At 61.4% G+C, this 14,187-nt stretch carries 14 protein-coding genes; 10 read left to right on the forward strand and 4 right to left on the reverse strand.

The features are described from left to right. Positions 1–22 precede the first annotated feature (22 nt). Positions 23–904 (reverse strand): AraC family transcriptional regulator, encoded by an 882-nt coding sequence (locus NKJ28_RS24310; protein ID WP_023678428.1) that lies wholly within the window; start codon positions 902–904, stop codon positions 23–25. Between the two features lie 128 nt (positions 905–1,032). Between NKJ28_RS24310 and NKJ28_RS24315 the strand changes: the two genes are divergently transcribed. After that, positions 1,033–2,283 (forward strand): MFS transporter, encoded by a 1,251-nt coding sequence (locus tag NKJ28_RS24315; RefSeq protein WP_352568006.1) that lies wholly within the window; start codon positions 1,033–1,035, stop codon positions 2,281–2,283. Positions 2,284–2,404: 121 nt separating this feature from the next. On the opposite strand, the gene NKJ28_RS24320 is transcribed toward NKJ28_RS24315, so the two are convergent. After that, positions 2,405–3,595, reverse strand: a complete 1,191-nt coding sequence (locus NKJ28_RS24320; protein WP_051406170.1) for a glycerate kinase family protein — start codon at positions 3,593–3,595, stop codon at positions 2,405–2,407. A gap of 1 nt (position 3,596) precedes the next feature. Then, positions 3,597–5,021: an SLC13 family permease gene (locus NKJ28_RS24325; RefSeq protein WP_245274752.1), complete on the reverse strand. Its 1,425-nt coding sequence runs from the start codon at positions 5,019–5,021 to the stop codon at positions 3,597–3,599. A gap of 206 nt (positions 5,022–5,227) precedes the next feature. On the opposite strand from NKJ28_RS24325, the gene NKJ28_RS24330 reads away from it, so the two are divergent. Both NKJ28_RS24330 and NKJ28_RS24335 read left to right on the forward strand, forming a co-directional pair. Continuing rightward, a complete protein-coding gene (locus NKJ28_RS24330) occupies positions 5,228–6,832 on the forward strand; it encodes a sensor histidine kinase (protein ID WP_352568008.1) in 1,605 nt (534 codons plus the stop codon). Beyond that, positions 6,810–7,490 (forward strand): response regulator transcription factor, encoded by a 681-nt coding sequence (locus tag NKJ28_RS24335; RefSeq protein WP_023678433.1) that lies wholly within the window; start codon positions 6,810–6,812, stop codon positions 7,488–7,490. The genes NKJ28_RS24330 and NKJ28_RS24335 overlap by 23 nt, the downstream gene beginning before the upstream one ends. 212 nt (positions 7,491–7,702) lie before the next feature. Here the strand turns inward: NKJ28_RS24335 and NKJ28_RS24340 are convergent, their stop codons facing one another. Further along, positions 7,703–8,380 carry an ArsR/SmtB family transcription factor gene (locus NKJ28_RS24340; RefSeq protein ID WP_031212133.1) on the reverse strand — a complete coding sequence of 226 codons (678 nt, stop codon included), beginning with the start codon at positions 8,378–8,380 and terminating at the stop codon, positions 7,703–7,705. Between the two features lie 95 nt (positions 8,381–8,475). On the opposite strand from NKJ28_RS24340, the gene NKJ28_RS24345 reads away from it, so the two are divergent. From NKJ28_RS24345 to NKJ28_RS24375, 7 genes are all read left to right on the forward strand, one after another. Continuing rightward, positions 8,476–8,970 (forward strand): DUF2938 domain-containing protein, encoded by a 495-nt coding sequence (locus tag NKJ28_RS24345; protein WP_023678437.1) that lies wholly within the window; start codon positions 8,476–8,478, stop codon positions 8,968–8,970. A gap of 244 nt (positions 8,971–9,214) precedes the next feature. Next, complete coding sequence (locus NKJ28_RS24350; RefSeq protein WP_023678438.1) at positions 9,215–9,859, forward strand: 50S ribosomal protein L25/general stress protein Ctc; 645 nt, start codon at positions 9,215–9,217, stop codon at positions 9,857–9,859. A 23-nt stretch (positions 9,860–9,882) separates the two neighbouring features. Further along, complete coding sequence (gene pth, locus NKJ28_RS24355) at positions 9,883–10,608, forward strand: aminoacyl-tRNA hydrolase (protein WP_023678439.1); 726 nt, start codon at positions 9,883–9,885, stop codon at positions 10,606–10,608. Between the two features lie 110 nt (positions 10,609–10,718). Further along, entirely contained in the window at positions 10,719–11,822 is a 1,104-nt protein-coding gene (ychF, locus tag NKJ28_RS24360) for a redox-regulated ATPase YchF (RefSeq protein ID WP_352637245.1), read from the forward strand. 217 nt (positions 11,823–12,039) lie between these two features. Then, positions 12,040–13,014, forward strand: a complete 975-nt coding sequence (gene corA / locus NKJ28_RS24365) for a magnesium/cobalt transporter CorA (protein ID WP_352637247.1) — start codon at positions 12,040–12,042, stop codon at positions 13,012–13,014. Between the two features lie 135 nt (positions 13,015–13,149). Continuing rightward, positions 13,150–13,611: a MaoC family dehydratase gene (locus NKJ28_RS24370; RefSeq protein ID WP_023678443.1), complete on the forward strand. Its 462-nt coding sequence runs from the start codon at positions 13,150–13,152 to the stop codon at positions 13,609–13,611. Continuing rightward, positions 13,608–14,078 (forward strand): MaoC family dehydratase, encoded by a 471-nt coding sequence (locus NKJ28_RS24375; protein ID WP_023678444.1) that lies wholly within the window; start codon positions 13,608–13,610, stop codon positions 14,076–14,078. Before NKJ28_RS24370 ends, NKJ28_RS24375 begins: the two co-directional genes overlap by 4 nt. The last annotated feature ends 109 nt before the right edge of the window (positions 14,079–14,187 follow it).

The raw sequence follows: 14,187 nt of genomic DNA on the forward strand, positions 1-14,187 counted from the left end.
GGCCGGTCGAACGCGACGCCCTTCAGGGCTGCGACTCAGGCCGAGCCGGACCGCTTATTCGTCGCACACCTTCGCCAGCATCACGGGCGCCCCGCATGTAACCGCGTGGCGAGGCTCCCAGCATGCGCTTGAACATGGTGATGAACGCCGGCACGCTGTCATAGCCGAGATCGAGCGCCACCCTCGTGATCGGCTCGCCGTCGGCCAGCCGTGGCAGCGCCGCGAACAGACAGGCCTGCTGACGCCAGGTCGACAGCGACAATCCGGTCTGGCGGTGGAACGCGCGGGTGAAAGAGCGGCGGCTCATGCCGACGATAGCGGCCCACTCGTCGATCGTCGCATGCGGTGACGGTGCCGAGACGAAGCGCCGGCACAGCGTCGCCAGCCTTGCATCGGACGGGAACGGAAGGCCGAGCGGCCGTTCCGGCAGGTTCGGGATTTCGTGCAGCAGGAGCTTCATGATCAGCCCGCCCCGCCCCTCCAGCTCGGCGCCTTGCGGCAGCTTTTCCGATTCCACGATCAGGCTGTGCATCAGGTCGGTGATGCCGACGACACGCAACCCGTCCGGCAGGCCGGGAATGGCCTCCGGCATCACATAGACGGACCGCATGCTGACGTCGCCCAGCATCTCGACGGAATGTTCGGTGCCGGCGGGGATCCACATCGCGTGGTCCGGAGGCACCATCCAGCGCCCATGCCGCGTCGTCACCAGCACGACACCGACCAGCGCGTGCAGCAACTGGCTGCGGCTATGATGGTGCCGTGGCACATGGTAGCCGTCCGGATATTCGGTCGGCAGCGCCACTGCCGGCCCTACGGCCTGCTCCAGCCATTGCCAGCGACGCTCATGCAACAGCCCGAGATCGGTGTCGCCCGCTCTGAACATTTCCCTGCCATGCGGCATCAGCTATGGCCCACTTGCGAAACTATTGGACCAAACCACGAAAGAAGTCGCGTGACAAGCAACGTATAAGGCTGCGGCGTATAAGACCGCCTGCGGAAGCGCCCGCTAAAAAGACCACGGAGCCTGCCTTGACCGATACCACAGCAACCGCCGACGCCAAGCCGGCAGCGGCCAGCCACATTTCAGCTCAGGCGACGGCCTTCACCGTCATCCTGGCGGTGAGCTTCTGCCATTGCATCAACGACATCATGCAGTCGCTGCTGTCGGCGATCTATCCGCTGCTGAAGGACAATTACGGTCTCGATTTCTGGCAGATCGGCCTTTTGACTTTCACCTTCCAGGTGACGGCATCCTTGCTGCAGCCGGTGATCGGCATGATTACCGACAAGCGGCCGATGCCTTATTCGCTGCCCTACGGCATGGCTTCTTCGCTGATCGGGCTGGTCGTGCTGGCCTATGCCGGACATTACTCGCTGCTCCTCATCGGCGCCTCGCTGATCGGCATCGGCTCGGCGATCTTCCACCCGGAATCCTCGCGCATCGCCCGCTTCGCCTCTGGTGGCAGGTTCGGTCTGGCACAGTCGCTGTTCCAGGTCGGCGGCAATTTCGGCCAGGCCATGGGTCCGCTGCTGGCAGCTTTCATCGTCGTGCCCTTCGGCCAGACCAGCATCGCCTGGTTTGCCGGCGGCTCGCTGATCGGCATCATCGTGCTGTGGCAGGTTGGCGGCTGGTACAGCCGCCTGCGCGCCGCACAGGGCACCCGCAAGGGGGCAGGCTTCGTCTCGCCTTTCCCGCGCCGCAAGGTCCTGGGCGCGCTGGCGATGCTGACCTTGCTGGTATTGACCAAGAACGCCTACATCGCCAGCCTGTCCAGCTACTACACCTTCTATGCCATCCATAAATTCGGCGTTTCGGTGCAGATGTCGCAAGTCATGCTGTTCCTGTTCCTCGGCGCCTCGGCCCTGGGCATCCTGCTCGGCGGCCCGTTCGGCGACCGCTACGGACAGAAGGCGATGATCTGGTTCTCGATCGTCGGCGTGCTGCCCTTCACCCTGGCCCTGCCCTACGCCAATTTCGAGTGGACAATGGTTCTCACCGTGCTGATCGGCCTGATCCTGTCCTCGGCCTTCTCGAACATCGTCGTCTTCGCGCAGGAACTGGTGCCCGGCCGCGTCGGCATGATCGCCGGCATCTTCTTCGGCTTCGCCTTCGGCATGGGCGGCATCGCCGCCGCCGTGCTTGGTGTCGTCGCCGACATGAAGGGCATCGATTTCGTCTTCCAGGTCTGCTCCTATTTGCCGCTGCTCGGGCTGCTGACGGTTTTTCTTCCCAACATGAAGGAGGCGAGGAAGCTCAAGGCGGGGACCACGATCGGGTGAAGTTTGGGTTGGACTTCGGCTTCCCCGCCCACCGGGCAGCGCGAAATTCGGTTCGACATAGACTTCGAGCCGGTCAGGGCCGCCGCGTAGCGACATCGCGGCCATTGGCTGACACGCTCCGTCATCTGAACTTGAAAGCACGCGTCGCCCGCATCAGCCGGAATGCCTGCTCGGCAGCGTTCGCCAGCAGCGTGTCGGCGTCACGGATCGCGTCTTCGAGGGAACACGGTCGGCACAGAATGCTGAAGAAGGCATCGATGCCGATGTCGTGGGTCGCCTCTGCACCTGCTCCGATCGTTCCGGCCAAGGCGATGACAGGCAGATTGTGACGTTTCGCGCGCCGGGCAATCTCGGCTGGTATCTTTCCAAAGCTCGTCTGACCATCCAGGCCACCCTCGGCTGTCATGACGATGTCGGCGTTTGACAGCCGATGATCGAGATCCATATACCGCAGAATCAGGTCGAAGCGCGGATGCAGCCGGGCCCCAGCAAAGGCGTGAAGTCCGGCGCCGAGTCCCCCGGAAGCTCCTCCGCCGACAAGCGGCGTCACGTCGACGCCGAGGTCGCGGCGAACGACGTGAGCGACATTTTCCATGCCCTGCTCGAGCAAAACCACCTGGTCAGGTGTTGCACCCTTTTGCGGGCCGAACACCCGGGCGACGCCTCTCTCGCCGAGCAGCATGTTGTAGGGATTTACCGCGACGTCGATACGAACATTCGAAAGGCGATGATCACGACTGGAAAGATCGACACGAGCTAGCGATGAGAGGGCCGAGCCGCTCCCCGAAATGGGACGGCCGCCGCCATCGAGCAGACGCACGCCTAATGCTTGGGCCATGCCGGTTCCTGCATCGTTGACACCCGAGTCACCGCAGCCGATCAGAATTCTTTCCGCGCCAAGATCGAGCGCAAAACGAATCAACTCACCAACCCCATAACTTGTAGTGCGGGTCGGGTCACGCATGTCCGTGGGGACGAGCCGGAGCCCGGCAGCCGCCGCGATTTCCAGAACTGCTGTCCGTTTCTTTCTTCGCCCGAGAAAACCGACATTGGCCGCCACGGGTTGTCCCACCGGTCCCGTCACTGTGACGGAATGCAGCTCGCCATCAGACAATTCAACAAGGGTCCGCGTAAAATCCTCGCCGCCATCCACCATTGGAAGGCCCAGGATCTTTGCTGTCGGAACGGCATTGCGAACGCCCCGCGCCAATGCAGCGATGACATCACGAACCCCGAGGCTCTCCTTAAAGCCGGAGGGTGCGACCAATACTCGAAGCCGTCTTCGTTTCGTCAATCCTTTCTTTTTCGACATTCTACGGCTCTCCAGGAAGTTGCAGATGGAGCGTGTTGAGCAGGGCTCCGGTGGCTGGCCACACGGCGACCGCGAACACGACGATGAGGATGAACTGCATCGGCAGCAGGATTGAGCTGAGCAAGGCGAGGTCTTTCGGGCCGTAGCCTTCCTCGTCGACCCCCGCGAAAAGCGCCACCGGTTTCGCGCAGATCGCGAGGGTTTGGCAAAAGCCAGTCGCCGAGACGAGGACAAACATTGCAAGGAGAGGGTCGAGCCGCGCTGTCGATGCGAGCATTAGCGCCGGGGGCAGCAGCACCGAGACACGCGCCGTGCGACTGTGGATCACGAGATGACTGAAAAGCCCAAGCAAGGCTAATAAGGAGATAAGCGCCAACGGGCCCAAGCCGGTGCCGCGCAGTGGATCGACCGTCGTCTCGATCAACCACCGATTGAGGCCTGATGCCGTCAGGCCGTCTGCCAAGCAGATCGTCGCCGCCAGAAACAAGAGCAGCTTCCACTCCGCACTCTTGATTGCATCGCCAAACGCCACGGAGCCGACTCCAGGAAGCGTGGCCAAGAGAGCGCCGCCAAGAGCGATAACGGTGGCATCAAGTCCGTGGACAGGTTCGGTCAGCCACGCGATGACAACCCCGCCGGCGATCCAGAGTATCGGCTGCCGTGCCAATCCGGCACCGCCACTAGTCACCGTCGTTGGCTGCAAAAGGGTCATCCGCCGTTCGACCGGCGACAGGAAAAGCCGGAGCAGGCATTCGACCGAAAGGAAGGTGCTCACGGCCGCAAACGGCAGGCCGAAAGCGATCCATTCCAGATAGCTTACTTTCACACCCCAGAGGCGGCCGACCATTTCGATCGCCAGCAGATGGGCACCGGCGCCGACGGGCGATGCAATGGCCGAGAGCAGGATAACAGTGGGGAACAGCAGCGCGAAGGCCCTTCGCAACCGGGCGCTTCCACAGCGTCCCGCGATCGCCTGATAGGCGGGGATCATCAAAGCTGCGCGACCTGAGGTCGACGGAATGACGAAGGCTGTGGCGATCATGACGGCCGTCAAGGAATAGGCGATTGCGCGAACCGATCGCATGCGCCCCGTCACGAGGCCGAGAACGCGATCTGCGACTCCACTCGCCTTGATGGTGGCCGCCAATATGAAGGAGGCAAGCAATAGCCAGATCAACTCATCGCCAAGCGCATGAAACAGCGCGCCTGGATCACGGTTGACCAGCAGCGCCATTGCCAATCCGGCGGCGATTGCAACGAAGGCATCGTCGAACCGCGTTAAGGTCCACCCGATGATCGCGACAAGCAGGATCTCGAGCGCTCGCCGGGCGTCGGACGGGAGCGCGGGGAGGCCGAATTCAATGATGGCCACACACAGGGATACACAGGTTCCGATCAGTGCGGCTCGCCATATCGGCCAGAGCACCGGCGATGTCCTTTCCCGAAGGGTGGCGTCACTGTCGGTCCGAAAATCTACTTGTGCCAACCGAAACCTCGTCTAGTTCGTCGCCAACGGCGATGAGGGCGTCGCACACCCTCCGCTCGAACTTAGGAGGTTCCGATTAGACGCTTGGGAGAGCTCCGGTTAGAATTTGGTGAGAGGCATTATCCGATCGCCGGCAGGATTACCGCATGACCGTTCGAGGCCGCATCTTCCTATTTCAAATCGTCATTCTCGCCCTTGTCGGACTGATTTCAGGACTGGCATTCGCAACACTCCAGCTGACAGAGGAATTCGTCCGCCGAATCGACAGCGTCCACGGGCGGTTCGAGGCGCTCGCCGAACTCAATGGGCATGCCAACAATTACACCGAGCAACTCGCTGAAGTCTTGCTGCTTGGGCCCGAGCAAATGCCGGATTTCGAAGCGGCACGAGAAGCAGTGAAATCCGGATTCTACAAGCTGGAGGGCGCCACTCGCGAGGAACTCGGCGCTCTCGGATATTGGAGCGATAGACACCAGGAGGAGGCCGAACTCAGATTCGTCGGCCGCATCAACGCGCTGTTTGAGGCGATCGATCGGGCCGCCCAGCGACTGTTTAGCCAGCGAACAAAGGGGGATCCAAAGGGCATCGTAGACGCCTTCCGCAACGATGTGGAGCATCGACTGGAGAACGATCTCGAAGAAATGATTGAAGCCGCTTTGCACGAGGAGCGCAGGGAGGTTGGAGAGGAACTCGCCGGCGTCCGTGGCGCACAATGGCGACTGCTACTGCTGACCGGCGGCTTCGCTACGTTGCTCATGCTAGGCAGTCTGGGGTTCGGCCTCGTCCTGCGACGATCAATCGCCACACCTGTGCGTGAACTGAACGAAAGCGCCAAAGCCATCGCTGCAGGCAAGCTCGACCATCGCGTTTCCGCGACCGGACGCGACGAGTTCGCTTCCCTCTCGCGAAGTTTCAACAGCATGGCCGAGGCTCTCGAGATCGAACGTGCTGCTCTGATTTCGGTACAGGACCGCTTGGAGGCGGAGGTTCAGTTGCGCACCCGTGAACTGCGGAAAGCCAATGAGCAACTGAGAGCGATCGATAGCCGACGCACACAATTTTTTGCGGAGGCAAGCCACGAACTCCGCACGCCGTTGACGATTCTCCGCGGAGAGGCCGACGTTGCCCTCCGCGGCCAACCGCGTGTTCGACCTTACCGCGAAGCTCTGAGCCGAATCCGCAATTGCGCTGAAGATATGGCTCGCAACCTGGGGGACCTTCTGGCATTCGCCCGCTCCGAAGCTGAAAATTTCAGGTTCTCCTTGCACAACATCGATACCGGTGAGGTTGTGAAGGCGGCCGTTCAGGAGGCTTCCGTACTCGCAGGTCCCAAGCAGATATCCGTTAATCTGTCGCTCAACACAGATCATTGCCTCATTCGGGGTGACGCCCTGCGCCTAAAGCAAGCGCTGCTGATCGGCTTCGACAACGCCATAAAGTACTCAAAGCCATATCAGACGATAGCAGTCGAGATGGCTGAGCGTCATGGAATGCTTGAGATCGCCATCCGCGACAACGGTTCAGGGATCGATGCCAACGATCTCCCGTTCGTGTTTGACCGTTATTATCGCGGGCGTGTCGGCGGGAGGTCCGCAGCCGATGGCCTTGGTGTTGGCCTCGCGATCGCCAAGGAGATTATAGACGGGCACAATGGCACAATCGGCCTTGAAGGAATTGAGCCTTCGGGAACCCTCCTCAGAATCAGACTGCCGCTGGTACATCGCACCCATGATTCGAATCCTGATCGTTGAAGACGACCGGCGTGTCTCCGACTTTCTCCGCCGGGGGTTGGAGGCCGAAGGCTTCCACGTGAGTGTCGCGGAGGATGGTCGCGAGGGACTAGCCATTATTCGTACGGATCCATTCGATCTCGTGATCCTGGACCGTCTGCTTCCCTACCTGGACGGCCTTGAGCTGTGCCGGATCGTGCGATTGGAGCAGCGGCCGGTTCTCATCCTGATGCTGACCGCGAAGGAGACAATTCAGGATCGCGTAGATGGGCTCAAGGGCGGTGCCGACGATTACCTGACGAAACCGTTTGCGTTTGATGAACTGGTGGCCAGGATTGACGCGCTGCGCCGACGCCGTCAGGGTGCAGTGGATCGGCAGTTGCTTCGAGTGAGCCGCCTCAATCTCGACAGGAGCGCTCGTCGTTTTACGGACGGCGACCGGGAAATCAGCCTTACCCGACGCGAATTCGACCTTCTGTATTTCCTCATGCTCAATGCGGGGAAAGTGGTTAGCCGCGAGCGCATCCTCAACAATGTCTGGTCATACAGCTTCGAACCCGGGACGAAGATCGTGGAGGTATACATTCGCTATCTACGTGCGAAGCTCGGGCCGGATGCATCGGCTAGCATTCAGACGGTTCGTGGGATCGGCTACATGCTGGTCGAGCGGAAGCCATAGAAGGTAGAGCGAACCTCTTTATCGCACCGTTCTCGCCACTCGCTGGAAGCCTTCCCTTCCGCAACGCCGCTTCCACCGACGAATAGGTGTTCATTGGCCTCCCTTCCATGCTTCCGGCGAGCGCCGTCCAGCCACCGTGGGCATTGCCCCGCCGGGGTCCCAGCTTTCCATTTATATTCGGGCCCGGCCCGGCGACGCCGATTTGGCGGCCGTTAACCGCTTTCGTAATTCACGCCCTCTACCCCCAGGCCTGCAGCCGCCCAGTCGGGCAAGCCGCCTTCGAACCGGCGCGAGGCCCAGCCTCGTGCCCTGAGGATTGCCAAGGCGTCGGCCGACAGAACGCACTGGACTCCACGACAATAGGCGACAACGACCTTCTCCCGTGGGAGCGCCGCAAGCCGCTGCTCCAACTCGTCGGCGGGAATGTTGATCGCACCCGGCAAATGCCCCGCTACGAATTCGTTCTGCGGCCTGACATCGAGCAGCACGACTTCGTCGTTTCGCATGCGGCGCACGAGTTCCTCGCGCGAGATGTTTTCCAACCTGTCCGGCTGGCTGATCCTATCGTTGATAAACTCACGGATCTGCTGGCGTCTGTGGTTTGCAAGATTTCGCAGCGCCGCAAGCACGTTTTCGATTGGGCCATCTGCAAGCCGGTACAGAACGCGTTTTCCGTCTCGCCGGGTCTGCACCAAGCCCGCTCGCTTGAGGTGCTGAAGATGCTGCGACGTATTCGCTAACGCGATCCCGGAAAGTTGCGTCAGTTGTTCGACGGCCAGTTCGCCATCGGCAATGTGACGCAACAGAACCAGCCGGTGGGCATGCCCCAAGGTGCGGGCGAGATCCGCTATTTCGTCGAAGATTGGGTGGTGAACGTCCGCGCTTTTCATGTGACATGGCTAGCATCACTCAATCAATCAATCAATATGTTGAATGATTGATTCTTTCTGGCTAGTGTCTGACAGGTGAAACAGGAGATGCCAAAATGTTGGAGTTCGTTGTCCGTGCGGCCGTCATTGGAATCGGCGCGACAGCCCTGATGGATCTCTGGGGATGGTTTCTGAAGCGAATGTTCGCGATTCCACCGCTTGATTACGCCTGGGTCGGCCGCTGGATCGGGCACTTTCCACATGGACGTTTTGCACATGCGAATATCGCACAAGCTGCCCGCGTTCGCGGCGAAACCGCCATTGGATGGAGTGCGCATTACGCGACCGGCATCGTATTTGCCGCAGCGCTGATTGGAGTGTGGGGCCTCGACTGGGCACGGCACCCGACAGTGCTTCCGGCCCTGTTGATCGGCGTCTGCACCATCGTCGCCCCGTTCTTCGTGATGCAACCGGCTTTTGGGATCGGCATCGCGGCTTCGAAAGTTCCCAATCCGCGCACTGCGCGCCTGCGCAGCCTTATGGCCCATCTGTCTTTCGGGGTTGGGCTGTACGTTGCAGCATTGCTTTCGGCACTGCTACTTCCGGCCTGATGGGACACGGTCCATCCCTGGCGCCCTTCCGCCCGCTTGCACCTCGCGCCGCCTTCCGCTATAGAGCCGCCACCCGCGTAGACACCCTTGGAGGCAACGCGGCGGAAGGCCGCCTTCCCGCATGATCCCGAAAAGTGGATTCCGGTTTTCGGACCAGGTCATGCGTTAGCTATGTCGGCTTTCGACGTTTACGGCCCAGCCACGCTGACCGTGAGCGCTCCAGAACAACGCGAAAGGAAATGCCATGAGCCACGATACTTACGAGCTCAAGGCCGAAGCGCGCGAACAGGTCGGTAAGGGGTCCGCCCGTGCAGTTCGCCGCAACGGTAAAGTGCCTGCAGTGATTTACGGCGACAAGCAGCCTCCCCTGGCGATTGCGCTGACCTACAAGGACATCTACTACAAGATCCATGGCGGCGGGTTTCTGACCACGGTCGCCACGATCGATGTCGACGGCAACAAGATCCAGGTTCTGCCCAAGGATTTTCAGCTCGACCCGGTCAAGGATTTCCCTGTCCATGTCGATTTCCTGCGCATCGGCAAGGATACCGAAGTCAATGTCGACGTGCCCGTGCACTTCATCAATGAAGACAAGTCGCCCGGTATCAAGCGCGGCGGCGTGCTCAACATCGTGCGCCACGAGGTCGAGTTCCACTGCCCGGCCAATGCGATCCCGGATTTCATCACCATCGATCTCACCGGTACCGATATCGGCGATTCGATCCACATTTCGGCCATCACCTTGCCGGCCGGCGTCAAGCCGGTGATCTCCGACCGCGACTTCACCATCGCGACCATTGCCGGCTCCTCGGCGATGAAGCCGGAGGCCGCGGAAGAGACGACTGAAGCGGCTGAGCCCGAAGCGGCTCCTGCCGCCGAAGAGAAGTAACCCCTTCCCGCCCGGAGGCGACGATGCTTGTCTTTGCAGGCCTCGGCAATCCGGGCGCGAAATACGCCAACAACCGGCACAATGTCGGCTTCATGGCGGCGGACGCGATCGCCCGCCGCCATTCCTTTTCGCCCTGGTCGAAGAAATTCCAGAGCCTGATCGCCGAAGGCACGCTTGCCGGCGAAAAGGTGATCCTGATCAAGCCGCAGACCTTCATGAACCTGTCCGGCCAGGCGGTCGGCGAAGCCTTGCGCTTCTACAAGCTCGACCCTTCGGCACTGACTGTCTTCTATGACGAGATCGACCTTGCCGCCGGCAAGGTGCGGGTCAAGGTTGGTGGCGGTTCCGGCGGCCACAACGGTATCCGCTCGCTCGACCAGCACGTCGGCAAGGATTTTCGCCGTGTGCGCATCGGCGTCGGTCACCCCGGGGTCAAGGAAATGGTGCATGGCCATGTGCTCGGCGATTTCGCTAAGGGCGACCGCGAATGGTTGGACGTGCTGCTCGACGCAATCGCCGATGGTGCCGGATTGCTTGCTAAGGGCGACGACAATTCCTTCATGAACCGCGTGACGCTGGCCTTGCGCGACAAGCTCACGCCGACGGGCGACGACGATCGCCCGCCGCCCAAGGCGCCAAGAGCACAAAGCCACGTCCGCCAGGCGCGGCCGCAACAGCCGGCGGCCAAGCTGCCCGAAACCGGCCCGATGGCGGCTATGCTGAAGAAGCTTTTTGGCGGCAAGGACTGAGCCATGGCGCCGTCAGCGCCGCGGGCATGAGTGCTCAGGGCTTGACGATCATCGGCGCTTTCGCCCATAGCCCTGATCAAATTTCGATTTCCCGATAGGACCAGACAAAAATGGGTTTCAAATGCGGCATCGTTGGCTTGCCCAATGTCGGCAAGTCGACGCTCTTCAATGCGTTGACCAGGACGGCGGCGGCGCAGGCCGCCAATTATCCGTTCTGCACCATCGAACCGAATACCGGCGAGGTGGCGGTGCCCGACCCGCGCCTGCAGAAGATCGCCGCGATCGGCAAGTCGAAGGAGATCATCCCGACCCGCATCTCGTTCGTCGACATTGCCGGCCTGGTGCGTGGCGCCTCCAAAGGCGAAGGGCTTGGCAACCAATTCCTCGCCAACATCCGTGAGGTCGATGCCATCGTCCATGTGCTGCGCTGCTTCGAGGATGACGACGTCACCCATATCGAGGGCCGCATCGATCCTGTCGCTGATGCCGAGACCGTCGAAACCGAATTGATGCTTGCCGACCTCGACAGCCTTGAGCGCCGCATCGTGCAGATCCGCAAGCGTGCCGCCGGCAAGGACAAGGAAGCAGCGACCGTACTTCCGATGATGGAAGCGGCGCTTGAACTGCTGCAGGCCGGCAAGCCCGCCCGCATCCTGCTCAACGGCATCTCGGCTGAGGATCTGCGCATCCTGCAGGGGCTGAATCTCTTGACCTCACACCCGGTGCTTTACGTCTGCAACGTCGCGGAAGCCGATGCCGCCACCGGCAACGCGCATACCAGGGCGGTCGAGAAGTTGGCCGCCGCGCAAGGTGCCCGCACCGTTGTGATTTCCGCGGCGATCGAGGCCGAGGTCGCCCAGCTCTCGGACGAAGAGGAAATGGAATTCCTGGCAACGCTCGGTCTGGACGAACCCGGCCTGAACAAGGTCATCCGCGCCGGCTACGAGCTGCTCCAGCTCATCACCTACTTTACCGTTGGCCCCAAGGAGACACGCGCCTGGACCGTGCACAAGGGCGCCAAGGCGCCGCAGGCGGCAGGCGTCATCCACACCGATTTCGAGCGCGGCTTCATCCGCGCCCAGACCATCGCCTATGACGACTTCGTCAGGCTGGGCGGCGAAGTCGCGGCCAAGGAGGCCGGCAAGGCGCGCGACGAAGGCAAGGAGTATATCGTCCAGGACGGCGACATCATGCTGTTCAAGTTCAACACCTGAACCGGCGAGGAAGCCCAATGGTCACCATTGCCGTCGCTCGATGACAAACTTCAAAGCAGGGTGTCGCAGTGCCTCTTGCGCTGCTTGACGGGCCATCGTGCGGGGTCTAAGGGGCCTCTGCACCGGCCTCGCGCCTCGCCTGCCCGTGTCCGTGCGATGTGACTGACGCGCCCCCTCCAAACGAACGCTCTTTGGCAACAGCAAGGGAGACCCGGCGATGATCAAGGCCTTCGTCGTCGACAATGATCGCCTGCGCCTGGTCGACGATCTCCTGCAAAACAGCGACACTGTCGTCTGGGTCGACCTCTTCAACCCGACAAAGGAAGAAGAGACGACAATCGAGACCTGGCTCGGCATCGCCGTTCCGACCCGCGAAGAGATGGAAGAGATCGAGATCTCGAGCCGTCTCTACGTCGAGGACGGCGCCTACTTCATGACCGCCATTCTGCCTGCGCAGACCGAGGTGAACGATCCGTTGATGTCGCCGGTTACCTTCGTGCTCGCCGGCAGCAGGCTGATCACCGTGCGGTACCACGAACCGAAGGCGTTCAAGACCTTTCCGCTGCGCGCCGAAAAGGTGGCGACCGGTTGCACCAGCGGTGACACCATCCTGATCGGACTGCTGGAGGCGATCGTCGACCGCCTCGCCGACATTCTGGAGCGCGCCGGCCGCGACGTCGAGGCGATCTCGCGCGACATCTTCGAGGCACGCTCGACCAAGGTTTCCAAGCGCAACCGCGACTTCCAGGAGCTGTTGAAAGGCATTGGCCGCAAGGAGGACCTCGCCTCCTCGATCCGCGACAGCCTGATCTCGCTGCAGCGCCTTGCCGGCTTTCTCGCCCATGCCTCCACGCAAAGCAGGATGAGCAAGGACAGCCGCGCTCGCATCAAGACCTTGTCGCGCGACGTCCTGTCGCTCGCCGACCACGCCACCTTCCTGTCGCAGAAGATCAGCTTCCTGCTCGACGCGACGCTCGGCATGATCTCGATCGAGCAGAACGCCATCATCAAGATCTTCTCCGTCGCCGCTGTCATCTTCCTGCCGCCGACGCTTGTCGCTTCGATCTACGGCATGAATTTCGACATCATCCCTGAGCTCAAATGGCACTTTGGCTATCCCTTCGCCATCGGCATGATGGTGCTTTCGGCAATCCTGCCCTTCTGGTATTTCCGCCGCCGCGGCTGGCTATAGGCGTCGTCAATACCGCGCTGCGGCTTGGGCGCAGCGGGCTGGCGCAATAGAAATTGCTTGACCAAATGCCACGCTGCCTGCATCCGGGACCCGGACCCGTAGCGATCGTACAATCCTGAACAGGATTTCCAGACCATGACCGCAAAGACCTGGGCTTATGAGGATTTTGTCGAGGGCGCTTCGCTCGACCTCGGCACCAAGCTGGTAAGTGCCGCCGAAATCATAGAATTCGCCGGTGAATTCGATGCCCAGCCGATGCATCTCGACGAGGCCGCGGGCCAGGCCAGCATTCTCGGCGGGCTGGCGGCTTCGGGCTGGCACACCTGCGCCATGTTCATGCGCATGCTGTGCGATGCCTTCCTGCTCGACTCGACCTCCCAGGGCGCGCCGGGCGTCGACCAGGTCAAATGGAAACGGCCAGTCCTGGCCGGCGACCTGTTGACCGGCAGCACCACCGTCCTTGCCAAGCGACTGTCCAGATCGAAGCCCCGGCTTGGCCTGGTGACCATGCGCAGCGAGTTGTTCAACCAGCGCGGCGAAGGTGTTTTCGAGCTCGAAAACACCGTCATGTTCCTCACCCGCGAGGGCCGTGCGTGAGCCTCGACGAATTCTTCTGCATCGGCATCACCGTCACGCTCGGTTCACATCGATTCGAACCGGAGGCGATCAAGGCGTTCGCCCGCAAATACGACCCGCAGATATTCCATATCGACGAAGAGGCGGCGAGGAACAGCATATTCGGCGGACTCTGCGCCTCGGGCTGGCACACCGCCGCCACCTGGATGAAATTGAACCTCGAGGCTGGCATAGAGGCAGAGGTCGCCCGCTGGCCCGGTCCTGGGCCGGTGCCGGAATTCGGCCCCTCGCCCGGCTTCAAGAACCTCAAATGGCCCAAACCTGTCTATGCCGGGGAAACCGTGACTTTCACCCGCACCGCGCTGGCCCATCGCCCCATTGCCTCGCGACCGGGCTGGCGGCTGCTGACGCTCCGCTCGGAGGCCTTCGATTCGACCGGCGACAAGGTCATCGAATTCGAAAGTGCCGTGCTGGTGAAGGTGGAATGAGCGGAGTTCTTTCCCTCTCCCACAGCTAGGGGATGCACACATCTTTTCGTTGCGTCGATGACTCCTCTGTGAGTTGCGGCGTCGGGTTGGTGTGTGATTCTGTAGGCGA

Source organism: Mesorhizobium sp. M0145, from assembly GCF_040322355.1.
Taxonomy (GTDB): Bacteria; Pseudomonadota; Alphaproteobacteria; order Rhizobiales; family Rhizobiaceae; genus Mesorhizobium.